A 23,772-nucleotide genomic window follows, 5' to 3' on the forward strand; every position below is an offset into this window, starting at 1 on the left:
GGGCGGACGCGATGCGGCCGAGGAACCGGCTGGTCGCTCTCTCGCCGAGCGTCAGCCCCGGGCGCACCGCAGCGGCCCTGACCGCCGTGGAACCTGGACGTGCGCTCACCCCGGTTCGAGCAGCGACGAATAGTCGCTGCCGTACAACGGCCCGCGGGACAGTGAGCCGTCGGCACGCGGCACGTCCAGCCGCTCGTCACCTCGGGTGAAGACGACCGAGTCGACGTCTGAACGCGCGGTCAGGGTGCACACGATCTGCGCGTACGCGATCATCTCGTCGATGCGGGCGTTGCCCTCGTCGGCCTCGGTGATCTCCACCTGCGCCACAAGAGTGTCGCTCGAGACCTGGACGGCCAGGGAAAGACCGGCGAGTGCGCTCGTCAATCCTGTCTCCCGCTCGGCGTTGGTCGGACCGGCGATCAGGGCCTCCACCTGGTGCTGCGGGCTCCGTATCGACTCGATGCGTCGGACGGCCCGCACCAACCGGCCGTCGCGGACCAGGCAGTGCACCTCGGTGACCTGACCCGGGCGGCCCTGGTCACCGGCGCTCGGAGAGGCCGACGTCAACGATCGCCTGGGCAGGTCGACGGCGCGCGGCTCGTCCTCGGGCGGCACGCCACAGGCACCCAACAGAAGGCCGGCGATGGCCAGTGCCGCGAGGCGGACCGGTCGGCTCGTCATGGCAGGCATCCGGCGAGCTCGATCCGGAAGCGAGCGCCACCGCCGGGACGGTCGTGCACGGTCACCGAGCCCTGATGCGCTGCGGCGTGTTGCTCGACGATGGACAACCCGAGCCCGGTGCCGTCGGTGTCGCCGCGCGAATGCGCCGCCCGGCCGCGGACGAACCGGCCAAAGATCAGCTCTCGGTCCTCCTCGGCGACGCCGGGTCCGGCGTCGTCCACCTCGATGAAACACCGTTCGGCCCCGGCGCATCCGATGCGTACCGCGATGACCTTGTCTCCGTGGCGCACCGCGTTGTCGAGGAGGTTGCCGAGCGCCTGCTCGAGCCGACGCGGGTCCACCTGCCAGCTGGTTGCCGTGCCGGCCCGCACCTGCAGCACCTCCTCGCCGATTCCCCGCGACCGGCAGACCCGCCCGATGAGCTGCGCGACGTCGACGGACTCGCGGTGGGCTGGCCGGTCACCGCCAGCCAGCTCGAGCAAATCCTCCACCAGCGCCTGGAAACGGGTGATCTCGCCGGTGAGCAGACCGACCGCCGCAGCCGCATTGGGATCCAGACCGGCACGACGCCGGTCTATCACGCTGGCCGCCGCGGCCAGGGTCTGCAGCGGTGAACGCAGTTCGTGGCTCACATCGGCCGCGAAACGGCGATCGCGTTCGATCCGCCGATTCAGCTCGTCGGCCATGTGGTTGAAGGACATGGACAGTTCGGCTAGATCAGGCTCGGCGTGCGGGTCGAGTCGGGCGTCCAGATCACCGTCGGCGATCGTCCGGGCCGCGCCGGCGACCGCTGTCAGCGGGTGCAGGGCGTGCCGGGTGACGTACCAGCCGAGGGCCGCGCCTGCGCCGGCCACCATGATCGCGACAGCGGTCAGGACCAGCGCGAGGACCTGCAGTGTGCGCTCCAACTCGCGCAGGGACACCACCTCGTAGAAGACCGCCGTTGATGACAGCGGCACTGCGACGACCAGCGCCGGCTGCCCGTCTCTACGCACACGCTGGGCCCCGGCCTCACCGCGCTCTGCCATCGCCTGCAGCCGGGCGGGGACGGCAGAGCCAGCGTCCGTGTCGGCGGCGCGCGAGTACCACCGGCCGTCGAGTTCGAGCAGCACGTACCGGTCGGCGCCGGTGTCAAGCGTCTGCAGGAGCTTGATCACCTCTGAATCGCTCCCGGCCAACCCCGCGTCGACCACTGCGGCGTCGAAGTAGGTCGCCCGGACCGCTGTCCGCTCCCGCTCGCTCAACAGCGTGCTCCGGACGAGCTCGTACGAGATCAGGGCCACACACGCGGACAGCAGCAACGCGCCGACCGCGAAGGCGGCACTCACCCGCGTACGTAGTCCCATCCGGCTCATCGCGGCAGCACCGGGATGAGGCCGGGCATCCCGGTCAGCCGCACGCGCGTCATATCCGCATGATGCCCCGATGAGCCGGTCGCGGCACGCCGCTGGCTCGCCCTTTGTCATCCAACTGTCATGAGCCTGCGGAAACTCTGCCGAATACACCAGGCAGCCTTCTCGGCATGACTGGCCTCATCTCCCCTGGGGACGCGGCCCGGCGGCACCCGGACCGACACCAGAGCCTTTCCCGCCGCCGGGCCGGGAAGGATCCGTCGCGGTGACGGAAACCAGCCTGGTCACGGCGGTGACGGTCGGACTCGTCCTGGGCGTACTCGCCCGTTGGCTCGTGCCCGCGAGCCGCGGTGTGCCGTTCTGGCTGACCCCGGCGGTCGGGCTGGGGGCGGCCATGCTGGGAACCGTCTCCGCGCGCCTCGCCGGGGTCAACACTGCCCAGGTGAGTCGGGTCGAACTGATCCTCCAGGTCGTCCTGGCCGGGCTGGGCATCGCCGCCGTCACCGTGACCGCCGACCGGCAGCCTCCGAAGAACCGACGCGGCAGGGCTGACCGGTACGGCAAGGCTGGCCGGCCCCGATGACCGTCGTACCCGCCACCGCGGACACCTCGGTCCTGATCTGCGACCGGTGTGGCACGCAGGACCAGGCCGCCGGGGTCATCGACGACAGCGAGTTGGTGTGGCCGCTGGTGGCCAGCGTCGGCTGGACCGGCTCCCCTTTCGCGACCGGACCGCATAGCTGTCCGCGGTGCGCAGATGTGGTGAGCGAACCGGTCACGCCCGTCCACGAGCTGCCGGCTCCCGCCCACGGAGCGTCATACGACCTTCAGGTCCACCACGACATCGACGCCGTCGTTGTCACGCCACTGGTGGACATCGACGCCGGCGTAGCCGAGACCTTCCGCGACGGGCTCCAAACGGCCGCCGACACCTGTCGGCACATCGTGCTCGATCTGCACGCCGTCCACCTGATCGATTCCGCGGGACTCGGCCTGCTCGTCCGCGCCCGTCAGGAGGCCAAGCACAACGGCGGGTTACTCCACCTGGTGGCGCCGTCCCGGTTCATTCTCACCGTACTGCACACCATGCGTCTGGACGCGATCTTCCCCACTCATCCCGATAAGGAATCCGCGTTCCGTGCGGTGAGCCTCGACGCTGGCCCAGCCCCTGCGCAGGCGGCGGAGTCGGGGGGTCGGGCCGCGGGAATCGGATCGGGGTCAGGCGGGGACAGACCGACTCCTCGTGAGCCGGTTATGGGCCTGATCCCGGTCGGCGAAAAGCGAAAAGACGGTGTCGAGTCCCGTGACGGCCAGGGTACGCCGTACCGCCGGTGACGGTGCGACCAGGCAGACCAGGTGCCCCCGGTGATCGGCCAGCAGGCGAGCCTCGACGAACACACCGAGCGAGGCACAGTCGATGAGTTTGGCGTCGGTCAGGTCTATGACGATGTCGGTGCCCCGCTCGACGCCGCGGACCAGTGAGCGGCGCAGGGATTCTCGCACGCCGAGGTCTATCTCGCCGCGCAGTTCGACCACAGTCACGGCGCCGCGACCCGATGGCGTGGACCTGATGACGGCGTCGCGTTCAACAGACGGTGCCGTGCCGCTCCACTCCACTTCGTTCTCCCGTCCTCGGTGCCGTCGGGTGCCAATAGTCATCGTGCTGCGCCGGTGTGACGGGGGCTCCGCCGGCCAGTGACAAACGTGTGACATCACGGTCACCCGGCCAGGAGGGTCGACGGCCGGTCCCGCCTCGTGCCACCGTCGCTGCCGGAACGGGATGGCTGGCCCCTGGCATCGGTCGCGGCTTGGCGGACGGGTACCCGCGGCCTTATCGCTGCAGCTTGTACCCCAGCCCGCGCACGGTCACCAGGTGACGCGGACTGCCAGAGTCGTCCTCGATCTTGTTGCGCAGGCGGCCGACGTGAACATCGACGATGCGTTCGTCGCCTGTCTGGTAGTCCCAGACTCGTTGCAGCAACTGCTGGCGCGACAGCACCCGGCCGGCATGCTCGGCCAACTCACACAACAGCCGGAACTCGGTCCGGGTCACCCCCACCGGATTTCCCCGCACACTCACCTCACCGGCCGCCGGCCGGATCTCCAGATCGCCAAAGGTCAGGCTCGGCACGGCGTCCGAAGGGGCAGCCCGCGCCCGCCGCCGGAGGGCACGCAGCCGGGCCGCCAACTCCTTGACCGCGACCGGCTTGACGACGTAATCATCTGCGCCGGCCTCGAGCGCGGCGACGATGTCATGCGTGTCGTCACGAGCACTCACCACGACGATGGGCACGTCGTCACCGTGGCGCAACTGCCGGATGCATTCGAATCCATCCATCTGCGGCAGCATCAGATCGACCAGGACCGTGTCGGCCGGGTCGCGCCGCTGCCGCAACAGGCCCTCCTCAGCCGTCGCAACGCCCTGCACCGCGTATCCCTCGTCCTCGAGTGCCAGGACCAGGGACAGCCGGATCCGGTCGTCATCCTCGATCAGCAGTACGGCCGGCATACCCGTATCTTGCCCGAACCGCCCGCCGACGAACGCACCTCCCGACGTCTGACGGCGAACTGTCGCGGTACTGTCACACCCGTCACTCACCCACTGCCACCGGGCACGAGCTTCCCGTTACCGGACGGTCCCCCGGCGGGCGGTCAGCTGCCCCTCGTCCTGTCTCCGGGCACTCGGCGGTGCGTGCGTCGACGCGCTGCTCTCAGCGGGTGGCGGCGGTCGGTACGACAGTGGCCTGCCGGGTGTCGCCGTCGCGCAGGTAGGTAACCGACACGCGTTGGCCGGGCTCGACCGACCGCAGCGCGCCGAGGAACGCCTCGAGCGTGTCGATGCGCTCGTCCGCCACCTGCGTGACGATGTCTGCCGGGCGCAGGCCGGCGGCGGCCGCTGGACCGTCCGGGTCGACGTCTCGAACCAGGACCCCCCGGTCGGTGCCGGCATTCAGCGACCGGGCGATCTGCGGCGTCAGCCGGGCCACTGCCACCCCGAGGTACGGCTGGGTGACCCGGCCGTCGTCGAGCAGGTCGTCAGCGATGTCCAGAGCGGTGGCGGCGGGAATCGCGAACCCGATGGACACCGCCCCGGTCTGCGGCGGCAGGTAGGCGTCGTTGATGCCGATCACGCGCCCGGAGTAGTCGACGAGCGCCCCGCCCGAGTTGCCCGGCGAGATCGCCGCGTCGGTCTGGATCAGATCGACCAGGGCGTTGCCCTGGCTCGCCGACCCGGGGATCTCCCGACCGACGCCGGAGACGATGCCGGCGGTGACACTGTTGAGGAAGCCCAGCGGGCTGCCGAGCGCGAGGACCGGCTCGCCGGGCGGAGGCAGGTCGGTGCGGAACGGGGCGGGCGGCAGGTCCGCGCGCTCGGCGCGGAGCACGGCCAGGTCGGTGACGGCGTCAGCGGCGACCACCCGGGCCGGCGTCCGGGTCCCGTCGGCGAGCGCGACCTCCACGTTCTCCTGGTCACTCACGACGTGCTCGTTGGTCAGGATCAGCCCACCGTCACGGAACACCACCCCGGAGCCGAAACCCTGCCCGACCCGAACGGTGACGACCGACGGTTGCAGGCGGGCGACGATCTGCGGCAGCTCGGCCGCGACCGGCGCCGGCACGGCCGGCGACGTGGCGGCCGGTGCCGCGCCCCCGTCGTCGGCCGTGCAACCAGCGGTGGCGACCAACATCGCCCCGCTGCCCAGCAGCGCCACCCAGCGCGATCGGCAGATCACGGTCATGTCCTCCCCGGCGGTTGAGCGGCGGCGCGATCCCGCGCCCTGGCTGGTCCGCTACCCGAACCCCCCTGCCACAAACCCTCGGACCACCGTCGCGCGCGGATCGTCACAGTGCTGGGCAGGAACCGTCATCCATTCGTCACGTCGTCCGCCGCCCGCCAGGCGGTCCTCGGCCACCCGGTCACGGGGTCGGTTCCGCACACGAGGTCGCCTCTATGTTCTCCCGGGTCTCAGATTGGATGACCGTCATCAAACAGATGCATACATCTAGTTCCTCACATATGCTGCCTCATGGTCACATCGATGGCCTTGCATCAATGCCGGGCCGGCCGGCTCCACCGACCACGCACGCCGGTCGACCGCCGGTCCTCGCAACCACCGACGCCGATTGGAGTATCCGATGACCTGGCGTCCGACCATTGCCACGCTGGCCGGCCTGACCGTCGCGCTCGGCACCGCCGCACTTCCCACCAGTGCCGCCGCCATACCGCCGGTGGCGGTGAACGCTGTCCAGGTTGGCGCTGACGCAACCGCCGGCGTCACTCCTGGCGCGCTCGCCGGTCCACCCGGCGCACCGCCCGGGGTCTGCCCGACCGGGACCGAGTACGGCTCACCGCTGCCGGCCAGTTCCCTGACCGCCGCCAGGATCCAGAGCGGGTTCTCCTTTCTCGAAGGGCCGCTCTGGGTCGCCGACGGCGGCTACCTGCTGATGTCGGACATGGCCGCGGGGACCGGACCGGACAACGTCCAGCCGTCCACGATCCACCGGTTCACCCCACCGGCGACCTTCGACACCTTCATCGCCGACGCCGGCAGCAACGGTCTGGCGCTCAGCGCCGACGGCCAGCAGATCATCGCGGCCACCCACGACCAGCGCAACGTCTCCGCGTACCGGCTGGACGACCTGACCCGCAGCACCGTCGCGGCGAACCACCAGGGCCGGGCGTTCAACTCGCCGAACGACGTCGCGGTCCGTTCGGACGGCGTTGGCTACTTCACCGACCCCAACTTCCAGCGCGGCAACCGACCGGACCAGATGAGCGGGCGGACCAGCGTCTTCCGCGTCGCCGAGGGTCAGGTGTCGCTTGTGGACGACCGGCTGCGTCAGCCCAACGGCATCGCGCTCTCGCCGGACGGAAGCACCCTCTACGTGGGCGCCTACTCCGAGAACAGAATCTACCGGTACGCCGTCAACCCCGACGGCAGCACCGGCGCGCGCAGCGTCTTCGTGAACTACCTCGGCGGTCCGGACGGCGGCACGATCGACTGCGCCGGCAACGTGTACTGGGCGTCAGGTTCGGACGCCCTGGTCCACGTCTACTCCCCCACCGGCGCCCAGCTCGGCACGATCCGGGCCGGCACCTCCGGTACGACGAACGTGGCGTTCGGCGGCCCCGACCGGCAGACCCTCTACATCACCTCGGGCCCGAGGAACGACTCCGGCCTGTACAGCGTACGGCTTAACATCCCCGGATACCCGTACTGACCAAAGGATGCCCCCGTGCGGACCAGGCCCTGCCGTCCCGGAAATCTCGCTCCGCTCGCCCTGCTGACCTGCGTCGGAACCGTCCTGGCCGGGACGCCCGTGCACGCCGCCGCCGACACCACGCCACCCACCCCGCCGAGCAACCTGCGCAGCACGCGGACGACCTGCCAGTCCGTCACGCTGACCTGGTCCGCGTCCCGGGACGACGTCGGTGTCGCGTTCTACGACGTCTACCACGACGGTCAGCACGTCACCTCGGTCAGCGGCAGCACCCGGACCGCCACCCTCACCGCCGTGGAGGGCCGCACCTGGGGCTGGTACGTCAACGCCCGCGACGCCGCCGGCAACGTGTCGCAGGCCAGCGCCACGCTCACCGTCACGCCCCCGTTCTGCCAGCGCGACACCCAGCGACCGAGCCCGCCGACCAACCTCGCCGCCAGCGTCAACGGCACGGACGTGACCCTCACCTGGTCGGCATCGACCGACAACGTCGCGGTCACCGGCTACACCGTCATGCGCGACGGCGCGGCGGTCGGTTCCACGGCGGGCACGGCCGCCAGCCCGCCCAGCACCAGCTTCACCGACACCGGGCTGGCCGTCGACACGGACTTCGAGTACACCGTCGTCGCCCGCGACGCCCAGGGCAACAGTTCGGCGGCGAGCGACCCGGCCAGCGCGCGCACCGGGCCGGCCTGCACGAGCGCGGTCTGCGGCACCAGCGTGGTCAGCACCGAGCGGGACCTGCCCTGGGGGCTGGTGCAGCTGCCGGACGGCAGCGTGCTCTACGGGCGGCGCGACCTGTTCGACATCGTCGCGATGAATCCGGACGGCACCGGCAAGCGCAGCATCGGCGCGGTGCCGGACACCGCGGGCACCGACGGCGAGGGGGGCGTGCTCGGTCTGGCCGTGTCGTCGGACTTCGCCAGCGACCGGTGGCTGTACATCTACCACACCACCACGACCGACAACCGGATCGTCCGCATCCGCTACGACACCACCCTGCGCACCGAAACGGCGCAGGTGCTGGTCACCGGCATCCCGCGCAACAAGTACCACAACGGCGGCCGGCTGCGCTTCGGGCCCGACGGCATGCTCTACGCCGCCACCGGGGACGGTCAGACTCCGGACCGGGCGCAGGACGTCGACGACCTGGCCGGCAAGGTGCTGCGACTCAGCCCGGACGGCGCCGTACCGCCGGACAACCCCTTCGGCAACCACGTGTGGAGCTACGGCCACCGCAACCCGCAGGGGCTGGCGTTCGACTCCCAGGGCCGGCTCTTCGAGCAGGAGTTCGGCAACAACGTCCTGGACGAGACGAACATCATCGTGCGGGGCGGCAACTACGGCTGGCCCGCCTGCGAGGGCACGGTCGGCGACTGCGCGAACCCGAACTTCGTCGCCCCGATCCACACCTACCCGGTCGCCGACGCGTCGTGCAGCGGCATCGCGATCGTACGGGACGTGCTGTACACCGCCTGTCTGCGTGGCAACCGGATGTACCGGGCGGTGATCAGCGGTGACACGCTCACCGACGTCCAGCAGTACTTCGTCGGCAGGTACCTGCGGCTGCGCACGGTGGAGCCGACCCTGGACGGGAATCTATGGTTGACCACGAGCACCGGCGGGGACAAGGACAGCGTCCCGAACAACAGCAACGAGAGAATCCTCCGGGTGACGCTCGGCGACCAGCGGGGCTGAGTCCGGCAGGCGGCCCTGACAACGTCACCCGGGGAGAAGGAGTACACGGTGAACGCTCCGCTGCAACGGGTGTACCGGGTTTCCCGACCGTCCGGCACGACCCGCCTCACGGGTGGTGACTTCGACGGTTCCGGTGCGGTGACCGGCGCACTGACGACGACGCGCCTGCCCGGGGACGGTACGGGATGGTGGCAATGTCGTACCCAGGCGTCACCGGTCGAGGATCTCGACCTGGCGACCTGCCTGGCAGCCGACGGACCCGTCCGCGATCAACTGGGTGAACTCCTCACGGACCTGCTGGCCGGCGCCCACACCGGCGGGGGTGCACGTCCTCGGACTCTCAGTGGCGCGCAACTGGCCGGTGAGGCCGAGCGGATCCTGGCGAACCGGGACCACGAACCATTTCCGATCGCCGTCGACGGTGTCCGGATCTCCGGCCTGCGGTTCAACAACAGCCCGGTCGTTGCCGATGGCGCCGCGATGTTCCTCGTCGTACATCAAGGGCACCTTGCCGCGATCGAGTCGTACGACGGGGCCGGTGACCCGCAGGCCCTCGCTACGGACTCCGACGTCGCCGCTGTGCGGACAGCGCGGTGACGGACACCGTGACCGCGTGGATCAGCTGACGACCCACCGCCCGCCGTACCCGGGTCCTCCCGGCTACACCGGGACCGCCTGCGAGCTGGCGGCAGCGTCATGAGCGGCCATCGTCTCCTGCCGGTCGGGTTCCTCGCGCAGGATGGCGCAGTGCAGCCACACCTCCGGGATGGCGAACCCGTCCACGAGCGTCCGCAGGTGCGGGCGCAGCTCTTTGAGCAGTCCGTTCACCACCCCCGTGATCGCCTTCGATCGGGCTGGGGTGAGCCGGTCGTGCTCCAGGAACCACCCCTTGTTGGCCTCGATGACGCTGAGCGCGTACAGGTCGCAGACCCGGGAGAGCAGCGCCCGGACCGCCGGGTCGGCGGTGTCCGCGATGCCGGCGACGAACGCCTCAAGGGTGACCCGGTCGATGTGCGCGGTGGCAACGGCCAGGACGTGGTCCTGAACGTCGTTGAAGATGTCGAAGGGACGGTCCTTCTTCGCTGCCGCGCCGTTGCGGAGGCGACGGACCGCGCCGTCGAGGAGGTGGCCCTCACGGCCCTCGAACATCGTCAGCTGCCAGCCACGGTGGGTGACGGCAACCTCCTCGTCGTGACCCGGGACGGCGCTGATCAGCCGTTCGATGACCGACCGCGCGGCGGTGCGCTCGATCACCATCTCGCGGACCTGCTCGGCGACGAAGGAGGCGCGCCCCCAGCCGTCCAGTGAGCCGAACTCGTCCCGGTAGCCCGTGAGCAGCCCCTTGGCCACCAGTTGCAGCAGCACGGTGTTGTCGCCCTCGAACGTGGTGAAGACGTCGGTGTCGGCCTTCAGGCTGGGTAGCCGGTTCTCGGCCAGGTAGCCGGCGCCGCCGCACGCCTCCCGGCACATCTGGATGGTGCGGGTCGCGTGCCAGGTCTGCGCGGCCTTCAGACCGGCGGCCCGGGATTCCAGCTCCCGTTGCCGGTGCTCGTCGACCGGGCCACCGCCACCGTGCACCTCGTGCAGCGCGGCGACCAGTTCGGCCTGGGCGAAGTGCAACGCGTACGTGGTGGCCAGGGCGGGGAGCAGTTTGCGCTGGTGCGCCAGGTAGTCGTTGAGTAGCACCTCCCGGTCCGCGCCCGGCGTGTCGAACTGGCGGCGGATGTCGCCGTAGCGCACCGCGATGGTCAGCGCCGACTTGGTGGCCGCCGACGCGGCGCCACCCACGCTCACCCGGCCGCGGACCAGGGTGCCGAGCATGGTGAAGAAGCGCCGTGAGTCGTTCTCGATCGGGCTGGCATACGTCCCGTCCTCCGCGACCTGTCCGTACCGGTCCAGCAGCATGTCACGCGGCACCGTCACCCGGTCGAAGGTGAGCCGTCCGTTGTCCACGCCGAGCAGGCCGGCCTTGGGCCCGGCGTCGCCGATCGTCACGCCGGGCAGCGGGTTGCCCTGCGCGTCACGGATCGGGACCAGCCACGCGTGCACGCCGTGCCGTCGCCCCTTGGTGATCAACTGCGCGAAGACCACCGCCATCCGCCCGTCCCGGGCCGCGTTGCCGATGTAGTCCTTGCGTGCCGCCTCGTGCGGGGTGTGCAGCTCGAAAGTCCGCGTCTGCGGGTCGTACGCGCAGGTGGTGCGCAGTTGCTGGACGTCGGAGCCGTGGCCGGTCTCGGTCATCGCGAAGCAACCGAAGAGTCGGCCCGAGATGATGTCCCGTAGATAGGCGTCGTGGTGCCGCCGGGTGCCCAGGGCCGCGACCGCGCCGCCGAACAGGCCCCACTGCACGCCCGCCTTGACCATCAGTGACAGGTCGATCTGCGCCAGCATCTCGCTGGCGACGATCGAGCCCCCCACGTCGGATCTGCCGCCGTACTCGGTGGGGAACGCGGATGACATGCCCAGCTCGGCGGGGAGTTCGGTGAGCAGCCGGGAGATCCGCTCCCGTGCCTGGTCGCCGGTCTCGCCGTAAACCGGGAGGAAGTTGGTGTCCAGGTGATCCCGGTGCGCGTCGCGCACGGCGGCCCACGGTCCGTCGAGCACCTTCCGCAGGCGGGCGAGCTCGATGTGGTCGGATGCGTGATCGGGCATGGGAACCCCTCAACTAGCGGACATAAAGTCACATTCTGTCCTAGTCAAGGGTACCGGGCCGCTGTGGTGAACCGGCGAGGGAGACGGTGGTGAGGCGGGACACCATCGCCGATCCGGCGGACGGGCCGCCGCCCGGCCAGCCGGTCCGCGCGGCCCCGGGCCACGGCTGCGGTGGCGCGCCCGACGGGACGCCGCTCCGGGTCCGGGCCGAGAATCCGCGGTCCCTCAGCCGGGCACGAGCGCGTCGTACACCTCGGCGAACCGCGCGCGCCGTCGCGTGTAGTGCTCGACGTGGGAGCTCTGCGGCGACCCTAACCGACCCCGGGCCGGGATCGGGCTAGCCATCGCAAATGACAACCGTTATCGTCTAGGCGTCCGGAGATCCTCTGAACGGCGGGAGTGCGCGGTGGGGCATGTGTTGCTGGTCGAGAGCTGGGTCGGGGCGATGAGCACCCTGCTGCCCCGGGCGATCCGGGAAGCCGGGCATCAGTTCACGTTCCTGACCAGGAACCTGCACCACTACCTGCGCCAGGACGGCGGCGACCGGGTGCATCCGCTGCTCACCGCCGAGAACGTGCTCACCGCCGAGACCAACCACCTGGAGACGCTGCTGCCCCGGGTGCGGCGGCTGCACGAGGTGCTGCGGTTCGACGCGGTCATCACCTCGTGCGACTACTACCTCGGCACGGTGGCCCGGCTCGCCGCGCACCTGGGCCTGCCGGGCGCCCGGCCGGAAGCCGTCGAGTACGCCTACCGCAAGGACCTGGCCCGGCAGCGGATGCGGGCGGCCGGCCTGCCCGGCCCGGCGTTCGCGATCGCCGAGGACTGGCCGGGCACGGAGGCCGCCGCGCGGAGGCTCGGCTTCCCGCTGGTCATCAAGCCGGTCGACCTGTGCGCCGGGATGTTCGTCCGGCTGGTGGCCGACCGGACCCAACTGCGCGAGGCGTTCGACGCCCTCGACGACTTCCCGGTCAATGCCCGTGGCCAGCAGCGTTCACCGCTGGTACTGCTGGAGGAGGTGCTGGTCGGCCCGGAGGTGAGCGTCGAGACGGTCACCGTCGACGGGACGACGACGGTGCTCGGCGTGACGGACAAGAGCCTGGCCGGTGAGCCGTGGTTCGTGGAGACCGGGCACATGTTCCCCGCCGCGCTCGATGCCCCGACGGCGACCGCGGTGGCAGACATGGCGGTCGCCGCCCTCGCCGCGGTCGGCTTCGACCGCGGGGTGGCACACACCGAGCTCCGGCTGACCGCGGCCGGGCCGCGGGTGGTGGAGATCAACCCCCGCCCGGCGGGAAACCAGATCACCGAACTGGTACGGCGGGCGACCGGAGTGGATCTGCCGATGGTCTTCACCCAGCTCGCGCTGGGCGAACAGCCGGACCTGACGGTGGCCGACACGGGGGTACGCAGTGCGGCCATCTCGTTCCTGCTGCCGCCCCGCGCCGGGACCGTCGCCGGGATCGACGGCGCGGCCGCCCTGGCGGCGGCTCCCGATGTCGTCGACTGGGCGGTGAAGCCGGACGGACACCGCGCCGGTGACGCGGTCAGCAACAACACCTACCTCGGCCATGTCATGACGGTGGACACCGTCGGCGCCGGCGCCCGCGCCCGGGCCGAGGAACTGGTCGCCGGGCTCGGCGTCCGGTACGCCGACGAGCTGGCCGAGGCCCTGGCGTGACGGCGCCGACGCCGACCAGGACCGGTACGCCGTACACATCGGTGGCCGCCCTGATCGAGGCCGTCGGCGCGGCCCGGTTCGGTCCCGACCCGGCCACCGAGCAGGTGAGCGTCGCCTTCACCACCCGGCAGGGTGCCCGGCACGCCGGACGCGTCCAGGGCTACCGCAACCAGGTGCTGAGCCTTCGGGTGGGCACCGCGGTCGGTTCCTGCGCGGCGGAGCCCGGCGAGCTGACCGACGACGTCGCCTACGACTGCGTCGGCCGCAGTGTCGCGGAACTGCTCGCCCACCCGCTGACCGCGGTCCGGGTCGCGGCCCTCGACGCCTATCTCGCCGCCGTCCGGCCGCACCCCCACGCCGCCGACGAAACGGTCGTCATCCCCGCCGGCACCTCGCTGGCCAAGTCGACCGCCAGAGCCGCCGCGGTGGTGGAGCTGATACCCGTCACGCCCGGGCAGACCGTACTGGTCGTCGGGGTGGTGAACTCCCTGCTGGAGCAGTTGCGCCGCCGCGGCGCCAGCTACCTGCCCTGCGACCTGGCGGGTGGCCGCACCGAGTGGGACGAGCCGTGCCTGCCGGACGCCACCGTCCTGCTGGAACGCTGCGACGCGCTGCTGGTGTCCGGCATGACCCTGGGCAACGGCACCTTCGAGCCGCTGCTGCGGCACGCCCGCCTGACCGGAAAGCCGATGGTGACCTTCGCGCAGACCGGCAGCGCCGTCCTGCCGTGCTTTCTCGGCGCCGGGCTGAGCGCGGTCTCCGCCGAGCCGTACCCGTTCTTCTGGCTCGACGGCGGACCGACGACGGTCTACCGCTACCGCGTCACGGCCGGGTCGCCGTGCTGACCGTCCCCGCCCCGGCCACCCGCACGCCGCACCTGCTGGGTCTGCTGGGCCGCTCCCCGGTGGCGTTCGTGGACACCCCGCTGCCGCACCCCCACCCCGGCTTCCACGCCAAGGTGGAGTACCTGAGTCCGGGCGGCATGAAGGCACGCGCCGCCGTGGCGATGCTGCAGGCCGCCCGGCGACGCGGTGACCTCCGGCCGGGAGCCACCGTGGTGGAGTCCACCAGCGGCACGCTCGGGATCGGCCTGGCCTTCGCGGGGCAGGCCCTCGGCCATCCGGTCGTCCTGGTGGTGGACCGCGAGATCGAACGACCGATGCGGGCGCTGCTGACCGCGTACGGCGCGACGGTCGAGGCGGTGCAACAGCCGCATCCGGTCGGCGGGTGGCAGCAGGCCCGCGTGGACCGGCTGCGCGAGGTGCTGGCGGGTATTCCGGGCGCCTACTGGCCCGACCAGTACCGGAACCCGGACAACGCCGCCGGCTACCGCACCCTCGCCGAGGAGCTGACCGGACAGGTCGAGGCCGTGGACGTGCTCGTATGCAGCGTCGGCACCGGCGGACACAGCGCCGGCCTGGCCCGGGCACTGCGGCGGCACTGGCCCCGGATGCGGCTCGTCGGCGTCGACACCGTCGGGTCGACGATCTTCGGACAGCCCGCGCGGCCGCGGCTGATGCGCGGGCTGGGCAGCAGCATCTTCCCCCGCAACGTCGACTACGGAGCCTTCGACGAGGTGCACTGGGTCGGCCCGGTGGAGGCGGTCGACACCTGCCGGCGACTGGCGCGCTCGGCGTTCGTCACGGGCGGCTGGAGCACCGGTGCCGTCGCCCGGGTCGCGGCGTGGATCAGCCGCATGCAGCCCGGCGCCCGGGTGGTCACCGTCTTCCCGGACGGTCCGCACCGCTACCTCGGCTCGATCTTCGACGACGCGTTCTGCGCCGCCCACGGGTTGTTCGCCCCGGCTCCGGACCACCCGATCGAGATCCCCTACCCGAACGCCGTCGAGGTGACCCGGTGGAGCCGCTGCCGGACCGTCCTCGACCCGCTACGCAGCCTGGCGGTGCCGGGATGAGGCTCGGCTGGCGCACCTACCCGCTGCGGCTACGCGAGCCGCTGCGGATCTCCCGCTCGACGATGCCGGGCCGCGACGCCGCCCAGGTCGACCTGACCCACGACGGCGTCACCGGACACGGCGAGGTCGTCACGAGCGTCTACTACGGCCTCGACCTGGCCACCATCGTCGAGCTGCTGGCCGGGCTCCGGCACCGGGTCCGCGACTACGGCGAACCCGAGGCGCTGCTGGCGAACCTGCCGGCGCTCGCCGCGGAGCTGCCCGCCGGGGTACTGGCCGCCCTGGACGCCGCCGTTCACGACCTGCTCGCCCGCCGGGCCGGAACTCCGCTGCACCGGTGGCTCGGCCGGCCGGCCCCCCCGGCGGTGGCGACGGCCCACACCATCGGGCTGGTCGGGCCCGACCACGCCGCCACCACCGCCCGGGCGCTGACCCGGCGCGGCTTCCAGCTGGTCAAGGTCAAGTGCGGGGACGCCGCGGACCTGGCCAGGGTCGCGGCGGTACGCGCCGCCATGCCGGCCGCCCGGCTGGTGATCGACCCCAACGGCGCCTGGACAGCCGAGCAGACCGTGCGGCTGCTCGACGCGTTGCGCCCACACGGCATCGACGCCGTCGAGCAACCCATCGCGCCGGGGACACCGCGGCTCCTCGCCTGGATCAGCGCCCGCACCGACGTACCGGTCATCGCCGACGAGGACGCGGCCACGCTGGCGCACCTGGACGCCCTCGCGGGCACGGTCGCCGGCATCAACGTCAAGCTCCCGAAGTGCGGCGGTATCCACGCCGCGCGGCAGATCACCGCCGCGGCGAGCGCCCTCGGCCTGGACCTCATGCTGGGCTGCCTGGTGGCAAGCTCGCTCGGCATCGCACCGGCGGTGCACCTCACCGGCACCGCCCGCTGGATCGACCTGGACGGGCACCTGCTGCTCACCGACGACCCGTGGACCGGCATCGGCGGCCACGACGGCGTCCTGCGGCTGCCCGACGAACCGGGTCTCGGCGTACGGGCGGTCCGGTGAACACCTGGGCCAGCCTGCGCGGCTTCCCGGTGCCGATCCGGCTGCTGGTGGTCAACCAGCTCGGCGTCAACCTCGGCTTCTACCTGCTGCTGCCCTACCTCGCCGGCTACCTCGCCGGCGACGTGGGGCTCTCCGCCGCCGTGATCGGCATCGTGCTCGGCGTGCGCAACCTCAGCCAGCAGGGCCTGTTCCTGCTGGGCGGATCGGCCGCCGACCGGCTCGGCGCCCGCGGCGTCATCATCGCCGGCTGCGCCCTGCGCGCCGTCGGCTTCGGGCTGTTCGCACTCAGCCCGGCGTTGCCGGCGCTGCTGGCCGCGTCGATCCTGTCCGGACTGGCCGGGGCGCTGTTCAACCCGGCGGTGCGCACGTACGTGGCACGGGCCGCCGCCGACCGGCGGGCCGAGGCGTTCGCGTTGTTCAACGTGTTCGCCAGCGCCGGCGCGCTGCTCGGACCGCTGCTCGGTTCCGCCCTGCTGCTCGTCGACTTCCGGGTCGCCGCGCTGGCCGGCGCGGCGGTGTTCGCCGCGCTCACCGTGGCGCAGGCGATCTGGCTGCCCGCCCAACCGGTCACCGTCAGCGAGGCAACCGTCTGGCAGGACTGGCGGACCGGCCTCGCCGACCGCCGGTTCCTGGCCTTCAGTGTGGCGCTCGCCGGGATGTTCGCGCTGCAGACCCAGCTGTACCTGATCCTGCCGGTGCAGGCGGAGCATGTCACCGGGGCGCCGGTGGCGGTCGCCGTGCTGTTCGTCGTCTCCACCGTCGTCACGCTCGCCCTGCAACTGCCGCTGACCGGTTGGCTGCACGGCCGGTGGAGCCGCGGCGCCAGCATCACCGTCGGCATGGCGGTCATGGGGGCCGGTTTCCTACTGCCGCTGCTGCGGGTGGAATCGGCTTCGCCGGCGCTGCGGCTGATGCCCGTGCTGGCCGCCGCCGTCCTGCTCGCCCTCGGGGTGATGATCGCCCAGCCATTCGTGCTGGAGCTGATCCCCGCCTTCGCCGGCCATCGCCTGACCGGCACCTACTTCGGCCTGTTCTACCTGGTCTCCGGGGTCCTCGCCGCCGGCTGCACCGCGGCCGTCGGCGCGGCGGTGGGCGGCTCGACGGGGGCCGGCGTGCCGGCCGTCGCGTGGCTGCTCACCGCCGGAGTCGGGATGGCGTCGGCGGGCGGAGTGTGGCTGCTGCGCCGCGGCGGCCTGCCGGCACCCGGCCCGGCGTCGGTTTCGGCAGGAGTGTCATGACCGGCGAGAACTTCCTCACCGACAACCCGGAGCTGTACGAACAACAGTTCCCCGACCCGGGCCGGACCGCCGCCCGGTTCGTCGACGACCTCGTACGCCGATTCGCCCACCGCGTCGGCACCGCACCCCGGCTGCTCGACGTCGGTTGCGGCACCGGCCGCGACGCCGGGCACCTCGCCACCCTCGGCTACACCGCCACCGGCCTGGACACCTCGATGCCGATGCTCACCTACGCGCGACGCCGCCACCCGTCGGTCCGGTTCCTCCGCGCCGACCTGCGCAACTTCGACCTGGCCGACCGCTTCGACGTCATCACCTGCCTGGACAGCGCGCTGCTGTACTGCCACCGCAACGCGGACCTCACCTCGTTCCTGAGCTGCTGCCACCGGCAGCTGCGCCCCGGCGGGCTACTGCTGGCCGAGATGCGCAACGGCGCGTTCTTCCTCGGCAACACCGAACTGCTCGACGGCCCCCGCACCCGCACCGTGCTCTGGCGCGACGTCAGGTACACCTCCGAGACGAGACTCTGGATCGACCACCGCGAGCAGCTGCTGCGCCGAGAACGCGTCTGGACCTGGCCAGCCTGCCCGGAACCGCTGGTGCAGACCTCGGCCTGGCGGCTGCTCTTCCCCGCCGAGCTGCGGCACCTGCTCGACACCGCCGGGTTCGACGTGGTGGCCCTGTTCGACACCCCCGGCCCACGCACCGACCCGCCCTGGCAGCCGGGAGCCACCTTGTCGAGCGCCCTGACCGGCGACCGGCTGCACCTGGTCGCCCGCCGCCGCGACGACGCGGCGTAACTCACCCTGCACCGGAAGGAAATTCATCATGATCCACCGGCCCCTCGCCGCGCCGGGACTGTCCCGCCGCAGCCTGCTCGGCGGTGCCGCCGCCGTCTCCGCCGCCCTGCTGACCGGCTGTGGCTCGGGCAACGACCCGGCTGCCACCGCAACCGGGCAACCCCGGCGCGGCGGCCGGCTGCGGGCGGCGTTCGCCGGCGGCGGTGTCAACGAGACGCTGGACCCGCACCTGGCGAACCTGTTCAACGAGGCATCCCGCGCGAAGGCCATGTTCGACAAGCTCGCCGACTACGGACCGGACGTCTCCATCCAGCCCCGCCTCGCCGAACGCTGGGAGCCCAGCAGCGACCTGACCCGCTGGCGGATCACCCTGCGCACGGCCACCTTCCACAACGGCCGACCGGTCCGCGCCGCCGACGTGCTCTACAGCTATGCCAGGATCACCGACCCGAAGAAGGCGTTCCGCGCCAAGGCCAGCCTCGACCTGCTCGACCTGCCGAACAGCCGGGCCGTCGACGACCGCACCCTGGAGCTGGTCCTCAAGCGGCCCTTCGCCGAGTTTCCCAACGCCCTGGCCGCGTTCGGCGCGTACATCGTCCCGGAGGGCGCCGACAGCTTCGAGCGGCCCGTCGGCTCCGGGCCGTTCACCTTCGACTCCTGGCAGCCCGGCCGGTCGCTGCTGCTCAAGCGGTACGACGGCTACTGGGAGGGCGCCGCCCACCTGGACGAACTGGAGTACCTGATCAGCAACGAGGAATCGGCCCGGGTCAACGCCCTCCTCGCCGGCCAGGTGGACTACGCGCACGACATCACCCCCACCACCGCGCGTACCCACGCCGGCAACGGGCGGCTCAACGTCACCCGGATGCCGAACAGCACCATGCAGTCGTTCGCCATGAAGGTCGACCGGCCGCCGTTCGACAACCGCGACCTGCGCGAAGCCATGTTCCTGCTCACCGACCGACAGCAACTTGTCGACACCGTCCTCGCCGGTTCCGGGCAGATCGGCAACGACCTGTTCGGCAAGGGCTACCAGTACTACGCCGACGACATCGCCCAGCGCACCCGCGACCTCGACCGGGCACGGTTCCTCATCGACAAGGCCGGCGCCAAGGGGCTGCGCATCACCCTCGACACCGCCTCGGTGGCCAGCGGCTTCGTCGAGGCCGCCAGTGTCTTCGCCGAACAGGCCAGGCAGGCCGGCCTGGTCATCGAACCCGCGATGGGCAACAAGGACACCTACTGGAAGGACATCCTCACCTCCGGGGTGCTGGCCTCGTACCGCTCCGGTGCGATGCCCATCGAGACACACATCTCACAGCGGCTGCTCACCAACTCCACCACCAACGCCACCCGGTGGGCGCGGCCCGAGTTCGACGCCCGCTACGCCGAGGCGATCTCCAGCGCCGACGAAGCGACCCGCCGGCAGGCGTACGGCGACATGCAGCGCACCCTGCACGCCGAGGGCGGCTTCCTGATCTGGGGCTTCGCCGACTTCCTCGTCGCCACCGCGCCCGGCGTCGGCGGGGTGTCCGCCAACGCCCCGGCCAACACCCTCGACTGGGCCCGCTTCGACAAGGTCTGGCTGGGGTGAATCTGCTCCGCTACGCGGCCGGGCGGTTGCTGCTCGGCCTCGGGCAGGTCGCCGGGATCACCACGATCGTCTTCGTGCTCACCGAGGCGCTGCCCGGGGACGCCGCCGTGGTGATCGCCGGCGACCAGCCCGACCCGGCCCGGATCGCCGCGATCCGGGCGGAGCTCGACCTCGACCGGCCGGTCTGGCAGCGCTACCTGGACTGGCTGACCGATCTGCTCCGCGGCGACCTCGGCGTCTCGCTGATCTCGCAGCAGCCGATCGTGGACCGGCTCGCCGGCAGCGCGGGCGCCACCCTGCTGCTGGCGGCGGTGACCCTCCTGGTGCTGGTACCGCTCGCCGTCGCGCTGGGCATGCTGGCGGCCCGCCGGGAAGGGGGGCGACTGGACCGGGTGATCTCCGCGCTGTCGGTCGCGCTGTACGCGGTGCCCGAGTTCGCCCTGGCGATCCTGCTCATCGCGGTCTTCGGCGTCCAGCTCGGCTGGCTACCGCCGACCGCGTTCGGCGCCGACCTGCTCGCCGAACCGGCCGTGCTGGTGCTGCCGCTGCTGGTGCTCCTCGCCCGACCGATCTGTACCATCAGCCGGCTCACCCGCGCCGGCCTGCTCGACGCGCTGCGCGGCGAGCACGTACGCCACGCCCGGCGGCTCGGCATCACCGGCAGCCGGCTCTGGCTGCGCCACGCCCTGCCCGGCGCGCTGGCGCCGGTCGTGCAGCAGCTCGCCCGCACCACCGACTGGCTGCTCGGCGGCGTCATCGTGGTCGAGGCGGTGTTCGTCATCCCCGGCCTCGGCACCGCCCTCGTCGATGCCGTCGCCGCCCGCGACATCCCCACCGTGCAGGCGCTGTGCGTCCTGGTGGCCGTCACCACGGTGGTGGTGAACCTCGCCGCCGACCTGGTCGCGTTCCGCCTCGCGCCGCGGATCGGGACCGGGCGATGAGGCGGCTGCGCACCCTGATCGGGGCGGCGTTACTCACGGTGCCGCTCGCGCTGGCGGTGCTCGGTCCGGTGCTGGCGGGCGAGCCGGGCGCCCGCACCTTCCCGTTCGCCGGCGACGGCCCGCTCGGCACCGACTTCGTCGGCCGCGACGTCGGGCAGCAGGTCCTGCTCGGCGGTCGATCCGTGGTCGTGGTCGCGGTCTGCGCGACGCTGTTGGCGTACCTCGTCGGGGTGCCGGTTGGTCTGCTCGCCGCGGCCACCCGCCGCCGGTGGGTCGACGAGCTTCTGATGCGCCCGTTCGACCTGGCGCTGGCCGTGCCGTCGCTGTTGCTGCTGATCCTGCTGGCCGCCACCGCGCCGCCCGGACCCGCAACCCTGGTCGGGATCGTCGCGCTGATCGGGCTGCCGGAGATCGCCCGGATCACCCGGGCCGCCGCACTGCCGCTGGCGCACGGGCCGGCGATGGAGGCGATGCGCCTCTACCGCGAGAGTTGGTGGCGGCGCGGCCCCGGCTACGTCGGCACCGGCATCCGCCGGGTCCTGCTGGCCGACGCCGGGGTCCGGTTCATCGGCGCCATCTACCTGGTGGCCACCGCGAGCTTCCTCGGCATCGGCGTGGCACCCGACGCCGCGGACTGGGCCGTCATGGTGGACCGCAACCGCGCCGGGTTGTTCCTGCAGCCCTGGGCGGTGGCCGTGCCGGCCGCGCTCATCATCTCGTTGGCCGTCGGTCTCAACCTGGTCACCGACCGGATGCTTGCCACCGGTGGCACCACCCTCGGGCCGGCACCACGGCCGACACCAGCCGCGGCCGGAGACGCCCCCGCACCGGGCGGGCCGCTCCTGCGGGTGCGGGACCTGACGGCCGCCACCGTCGACCGGACGCTCGTCGACGGCGTCTCCTTCGACCTGACGGCCGGGGAGATCCTGGCCGTCATCGGCGCGTCCGGCAGCGGCAAGACGACCACCGGGCGGGCCCTGCTCGGCGAGGTCACCCCCGGCGTCACCCGCACCGGCACCATCACCGTGGCCGGTCGGTCCGTCACCGCCGCCACTCCGCCGAAACCCGGCACCGTCGGCTACGTACCCCAGCAACCCGCCGCCGCCCTCAACCCCGTACGCCGGATCGGGAGCGTGCTTCACGAGATCGCCCGGCGCCGGCTTCCCGCCGATGGCCGCAGCGCGCGCCGGCGGGCGGTGACGGCCGTCCTCGAACGCGTCAGCCTGCCCGCCGACCGCCGGTTCCTGCGCCGCTTCCCCCACCAGCTCTCCGGCGGCCAGCAGCAACGGCTGGTCATCGCGCACGCCCTGCTGGCCCGCGCCGTCCTGCTCATCGCCGACGAACCGACCACCGGGCAGGACGCACTCACCCGCGACGACGTCGCCCGGGAGCTGACGAAGCTCACCCGTGACGGCATCGCCGTGGTCCTGCTCAGCCACGACCTGCACCTGGTACGGGCCGTCGCCGACCAGATCCTGGTACTGGACCGGGGCACCGCCGTCGAGTACGGTCCGGCCGCCGAGGTGCTGGCCACCCCGCGGCACGGGCAGACCCGGGAACTGCTGGCCGCGCCACCGCCCCGGCCACCGGCAGCGGTCCGCGACGACGGGCCGCTGCTGCTGGTCACCGGCCTGAGCGCCGCCCACCGCGACGGCGGTCGGCAGCGCGATGTGGTCCGCGACGTCGACCTGGCAGTCGCCGCCGGACAGTGCCTGGCCGTGGTCGGCCGGTCCGGTAGCGGCAAGACCACCCTCGCCCGCTGCCTCGCCGGCCTGCACGCCGCCCGCACCGGGCAGGTGTCACTGGCCGGGCAGCGCCTCGCCGCGCACCTCGACCGGCGGCAGCCGCACGAGCTCGCCGCCATCCAGTACGTGTTCCAGGACGCCCGCGCCAGCTTCGACCCGCACCGGCCCGTCCTGGACCAGACGGCCGGTCCGGCGCGACGGCTGCGCGACGCCGCACCGGAGCGGGCCCGCCGCGCCGCCCTGGAGCTGCTCGAACTGGTGGGCCTCACCGAACCCACCGTGACCCAACGGCCCGACCGGCTCTCCGGCGGCGAGCTGCACCGCGCGGCGATGGCCCGCGCTCTCGCCTGCGAGCCCCGCGTCCTCATCTGCGACGAGACCACCGCCGGGCTCGACCGGGTCACGCAGCACGGCATCCTCACACTCCTCGACGACCTGCGACGCAGCCTCCGGCTGACCGTCGTCGTGATCAGCCACGACCGCGACGTGGTGGCACACCTCGCCGACCAGATCGTCGTTCTCGACAACGGAGCCGTCGTCGACCGCGGCCCGGCCGACGCCCTGCTCACCCACCCGCACCACCCGCTGACCCGCGCGCTACTGCACACCGACCCGGCGACCGCCGCGGCACCGTCGAACCCATGACCGGAGGAACCATGCAGCACCACCGACACAGCGTCGGCCCGTACGAGGTTCAGATGGCCGGCCGCGGGCACGTCACCGGAGCGCGCAGCGTCATGCTCGACACCTTCTACCGCGACTTCGGCTACGGCTACCGGCCCGACTGGCACGCCGACGTCATCGATCTCGAAGGCACCTACCTTGCCCCGCAACACCACGCCCTGTTCGTCGCCACCAAGGGCGACGAGGTCGTCGGCACCACCGCGGTACGCGCCGCCGCACCGAAGAGCCCACCCCACCCGCGCTTCCTCGCCCAGCGCTACCCCGAGGAGACCACCGCGCAACTGTTCCGGGTCTACGTCCGGCCCGAACACCGGCGCTGCGGCCTCGCCCGGGCACTCGTCGGCCTCGCCATCGAGTTCGTCACCCGGCAACCCCGCTACCGGGCGCTCTATCTGCACACAGACACCCGCATCGACGGCGCCGAACCGTTCTGGCGGAGCATGGCGACGCCGATCCACGACCCGCGCGACGGACGTGACGACACCTACCAGACCGTCCACTTCGAGATACCGCTGCCCGGCCGTTCCGGGTAGCCACCCTCCCCGCGGC

The 23,772-nt window shown here is 72.0% G+C and carries 20 protein-coding genes; 15 read left to right on the top strand and 5 right to left on the bottom strand.

All coding sequences use genetic code 11. From position 1 onward, the window contains the following. Positions 1-105 precede the first annotated feature (105 nt). Positions 106-681: a GerMN domain-containing protein gene (locus tag O7627_RS20820; protein WP_278095175.1), complete on the bottom strand. Its 576-nt coding sequence runs from the start codon at positions 679-681 to the stop codon at positions 106-108. Further along, positions 678-2,036 (bottom strand): HAMP domain-containing sensor histidine kinase, encoded by a 1,359-nt coding sequence (locus O7627_RS20825; protein ID WP_278095176.1) that lies wholly within the window; start codon positions 2,034-2,036, stop codon positions 678-680. Before O7627_RS20825 ends, O7627_RS20820 begins: the two co-directional genes overlap by 4 nt. A gap of 262 nt (positions 2,037-2,298) precedes the next feature. Here O7627_RS20825 and O7627_RS20830 point away from each other — a divergent pair, with 262 nt between their 5' ends. Beyond that, a complete protein-coding gene (locus O7627_RS20830; RefSeq protein WP_278095177.1) occupies positions 2,299-2,616 on the top strand; it encodes a GlsB/YeaQ/YmgE family stress response membrane protein in 318 nt (105 codons plus the stop codon). Beyond that, entirely contained in the window at positions 2,613-3,368 is a 756-nt protein-coding gene (locus O7627_RS20835) for an anti-sigma factor antagonist (RefSeq protein ID WP_278095178.1), read from the top strand. Before O7627_RS20830 ends, O7627_RS20835 begins: the two co-directional genes overlap by 4 nt. A gap of 496 nt (positions 3,369-3,864) precedes the next feature. On the opposite strand, the gene O7627_RS20840 is transcribed toward O7627_RS20835, so the two are convergent. Together O7627_RS20840 and O7627_RS20845 are read right to left on the bottom strand one after the other, a co-directional pair. Next, entirely contained in the window at positions 3,865-4,542 is a 678-nt protein-coding gene (locus tag O7627_RS20840) for a response regulator transcription factor (protein WP_278095179.1), read from the bottom strand. A 202-nt stretch (positions 4,543-4,744) separates the two neighbouring features. Next, a complete protein-coding gene (locus O7627_RS20845; RefSeq protein WP_278095180.1) occupies positions 4,745-5,767 on the bottom strand; it encodes a trypsin-like peptidase domain-containing protein in 1,023 nt (340 codons plus the stop codon). A gap of 403 nt (positions 5,768-6,170) precedes the next feature. Here O7627_RS20845 and O7627_RS20850 point away from each other — a divergent pair, with 403 nt between their 5' ends. From O7627_RS20850 to O7627_RS20860, 3 genes are read left to right on the top strand one after another with little or no spacing between them, the layout of a single operon-like run. Continuing rightward, a complete protein-coding gene (locus O7627_RS20850) occupies positions 6,171-7,256 on the top strand; it encodes an SMP-30/gluconolactonase/LRE family protein (protein WP_278095181.1) in 1,086 nt (361 codons plus the stop codon). A gap of 15 nt (positions 7,257-7,271) precedes the next feature. Next, complete coding sequence (locus O7627_RS20855; protein WP_278095182.1) at positions 7,272-8,954, top strand: PQQ-dependent sugar dehydrogenase; 1,683 nt, start codon at positions 7,272-7,274, stop codon at positions 8,952-8,954. 48 nt (positions 8,955-9,002) lie between these two features. Next, entirely contained in the window at positions 9,003-9,551 is a 549-nt protein-coding gene (locus O7627_RS20860) for a hypothetical protein (protein ID WP_278095183.1), read from the top strand. Between the two features lie 63 nt (positions 9,552-9,614). Here O7627_RS20860 and O7627_RS20865 read toward each other — a convergent pair whose 3' ends face one another. Further along, positions 9,615-11,606, bottom strand: coding sequence for an acyl-CoA dehydrogenase (locus O7627_RS20865; RefSeq protein WP_278095184.1), 1,992 nt, complete (start codon positions 11,604-11,606; stop codon positions 9,615-9,617). A 406-nt stretch (positions 11,607-12,012) separates the two neighbouring features. On the opposite strand from O7627_RS20865, the gene O7627_RS20870 reads away from it, so the two are divergent. The 10 genes from O7627_RS20870 to O7627_RS20915 are packed head-to-tail and all read left to right on the top strand — an operon-like array spanning position 12,013 to position 23,756. Then, positions 12,013-13,287, top strand: coding sequence for an ATP-grasp domain-containing protein (locus O7627_RS20870; RefSeq protein WP_278095185.1), 1,275 nt, complete (start codon positions 12,013-12,015; stop codon positions 13,285-13,287). After that, on the top strand, positions 13,284-14,132 hold the full coding sequence (locus O7627_RS20875) for a DUF364 domain-containing protein (protein ID WP_278095186.1): 849 nt from the start codon (positions 13,284-13,286) through the stop codon (positions 14,130-14,132). Before O7627_RS20870 ends, O7627_RS20875 begins: the two co-directional genes overlap by 4 nt. Beyond that, positions 14,126-15,202, top strand: a complete 1,077-nt coding sequence (locus tag O7627_RS20880; protein WP_278095187.1) for a PLP-dependent cysteine synthase family protein — start codon at positions 14,126-14,128, stop codon at positions 15,200-15,202. Before O7627_RS20875 ends, O7627_RS20880 begins: the two co-directional genes overlap by 7 nt. Then, complete coding sequence (locus O7627_RS20885) at positions 15,199-16,221, top strand: enolase C-terminal domain-like protein (protein ID WP_278095188.1); 1,023 nt, start codon at positions 15,199-15,201, stop codon at positions 16,219-16,221. Before O7627_RS20880 ends, O7627_RS20885 begins: the two co-directional genes overlap by 4 nt. After that, positions 16,218-17,459 (top strand): MFS transporter, encoded by a 1,242-nt coding sequence (locus O7627_RS20890; RefSeq protein WP_278095189.1) that lies wholly within the window; start codon positions 16,218-16,220, stop codon positions 17,457-17,459. The genes O7627_RS20885 and O7627_RS20890 overlap by 4 nt, the downstream gene beginning before the upstream one ends. Further along, positions 17,456-18,259 carry a class I SAM-dependent methyltransferase gene (locus tag O7627_RS20895; RefSeq protein ID WP_278095190.1) on the top strand — a complete coding sequence of 268 codons (804 nt, stop codon included), beginning with the start codon at positions 17,456-17,458 and terminating at the stop codon, positions 18,257-18,259. Before O7627_RS20890 ends, O7627_RS20895 begins: the two co-directional genes overlap by 4 nt. A gap of 28 nt (positions 18,260-18,287) precedes the next feature. Beyond that, on the top strand, positions 18,288-19,853 hold the full coding sequence (locus O7627_RS20900) for an ABC transporter substrate-binding protein (RefSeq protein WP_278095191.1): 1,566 nt from the start codon (positions 18,288-18,290) through the stop codon (positions 19,851-19,853). After that, positions 19,850-20,794 (top strand): ABC transporter permease, encoded by a 945-nt coding sequence (locus O7627_RS20905; protein WP_278095192.1) that lies wholly within the window; start codon positions 19,850-19,852, stop codon positions 20,792-20,794. The genes O7627_RS20900 and O7627_RS20905 overlap by 4 nt, the downstream gene beginning before the upstream one ends. Continuing rightward, on the top strand, positions 20,791-23,184 hold the full coding sequence (locus O7627_RS20910; RefSeq protein WP_278095193.1) for an ATP-binding cassette domain-containing protein: 2,394 nt from the start codon (positions 20,791-20,793) through the stop codon (positions 23,182-23,184). The genes O7627_RS20905 and O7627_RS20910 overlap by 4 nt, the downstream gene beginning before the upstream one ends. Next, positions 23,181-23,756: a GNAT family N-acetyltransferase gene (locus O7627_RS20915; RefSeq protein ID WP_278095194.1), complete on the top strand. Its 576-nt coding sequence runs from the start codon at positions 23,181-23,183 to the stop codon at positions 23,754-23,756. The genes O7627_RS20910 and O7627_RS20915 overlap by 4 nt, the downstream gene beginning before the upstream one ends. Positions 23,757-23,772: the final 16 nt, after the last annotated feature.

It is taken from the genome of Solwaraspora sp. WMMD1047, from assembly GCF_029626155.1.
Taxonomy (GTDB): Bacteria; Actinomycetota; Actinomycetes; order Mycobacteriales; family Micromonosporaceae; genus WMMD1047.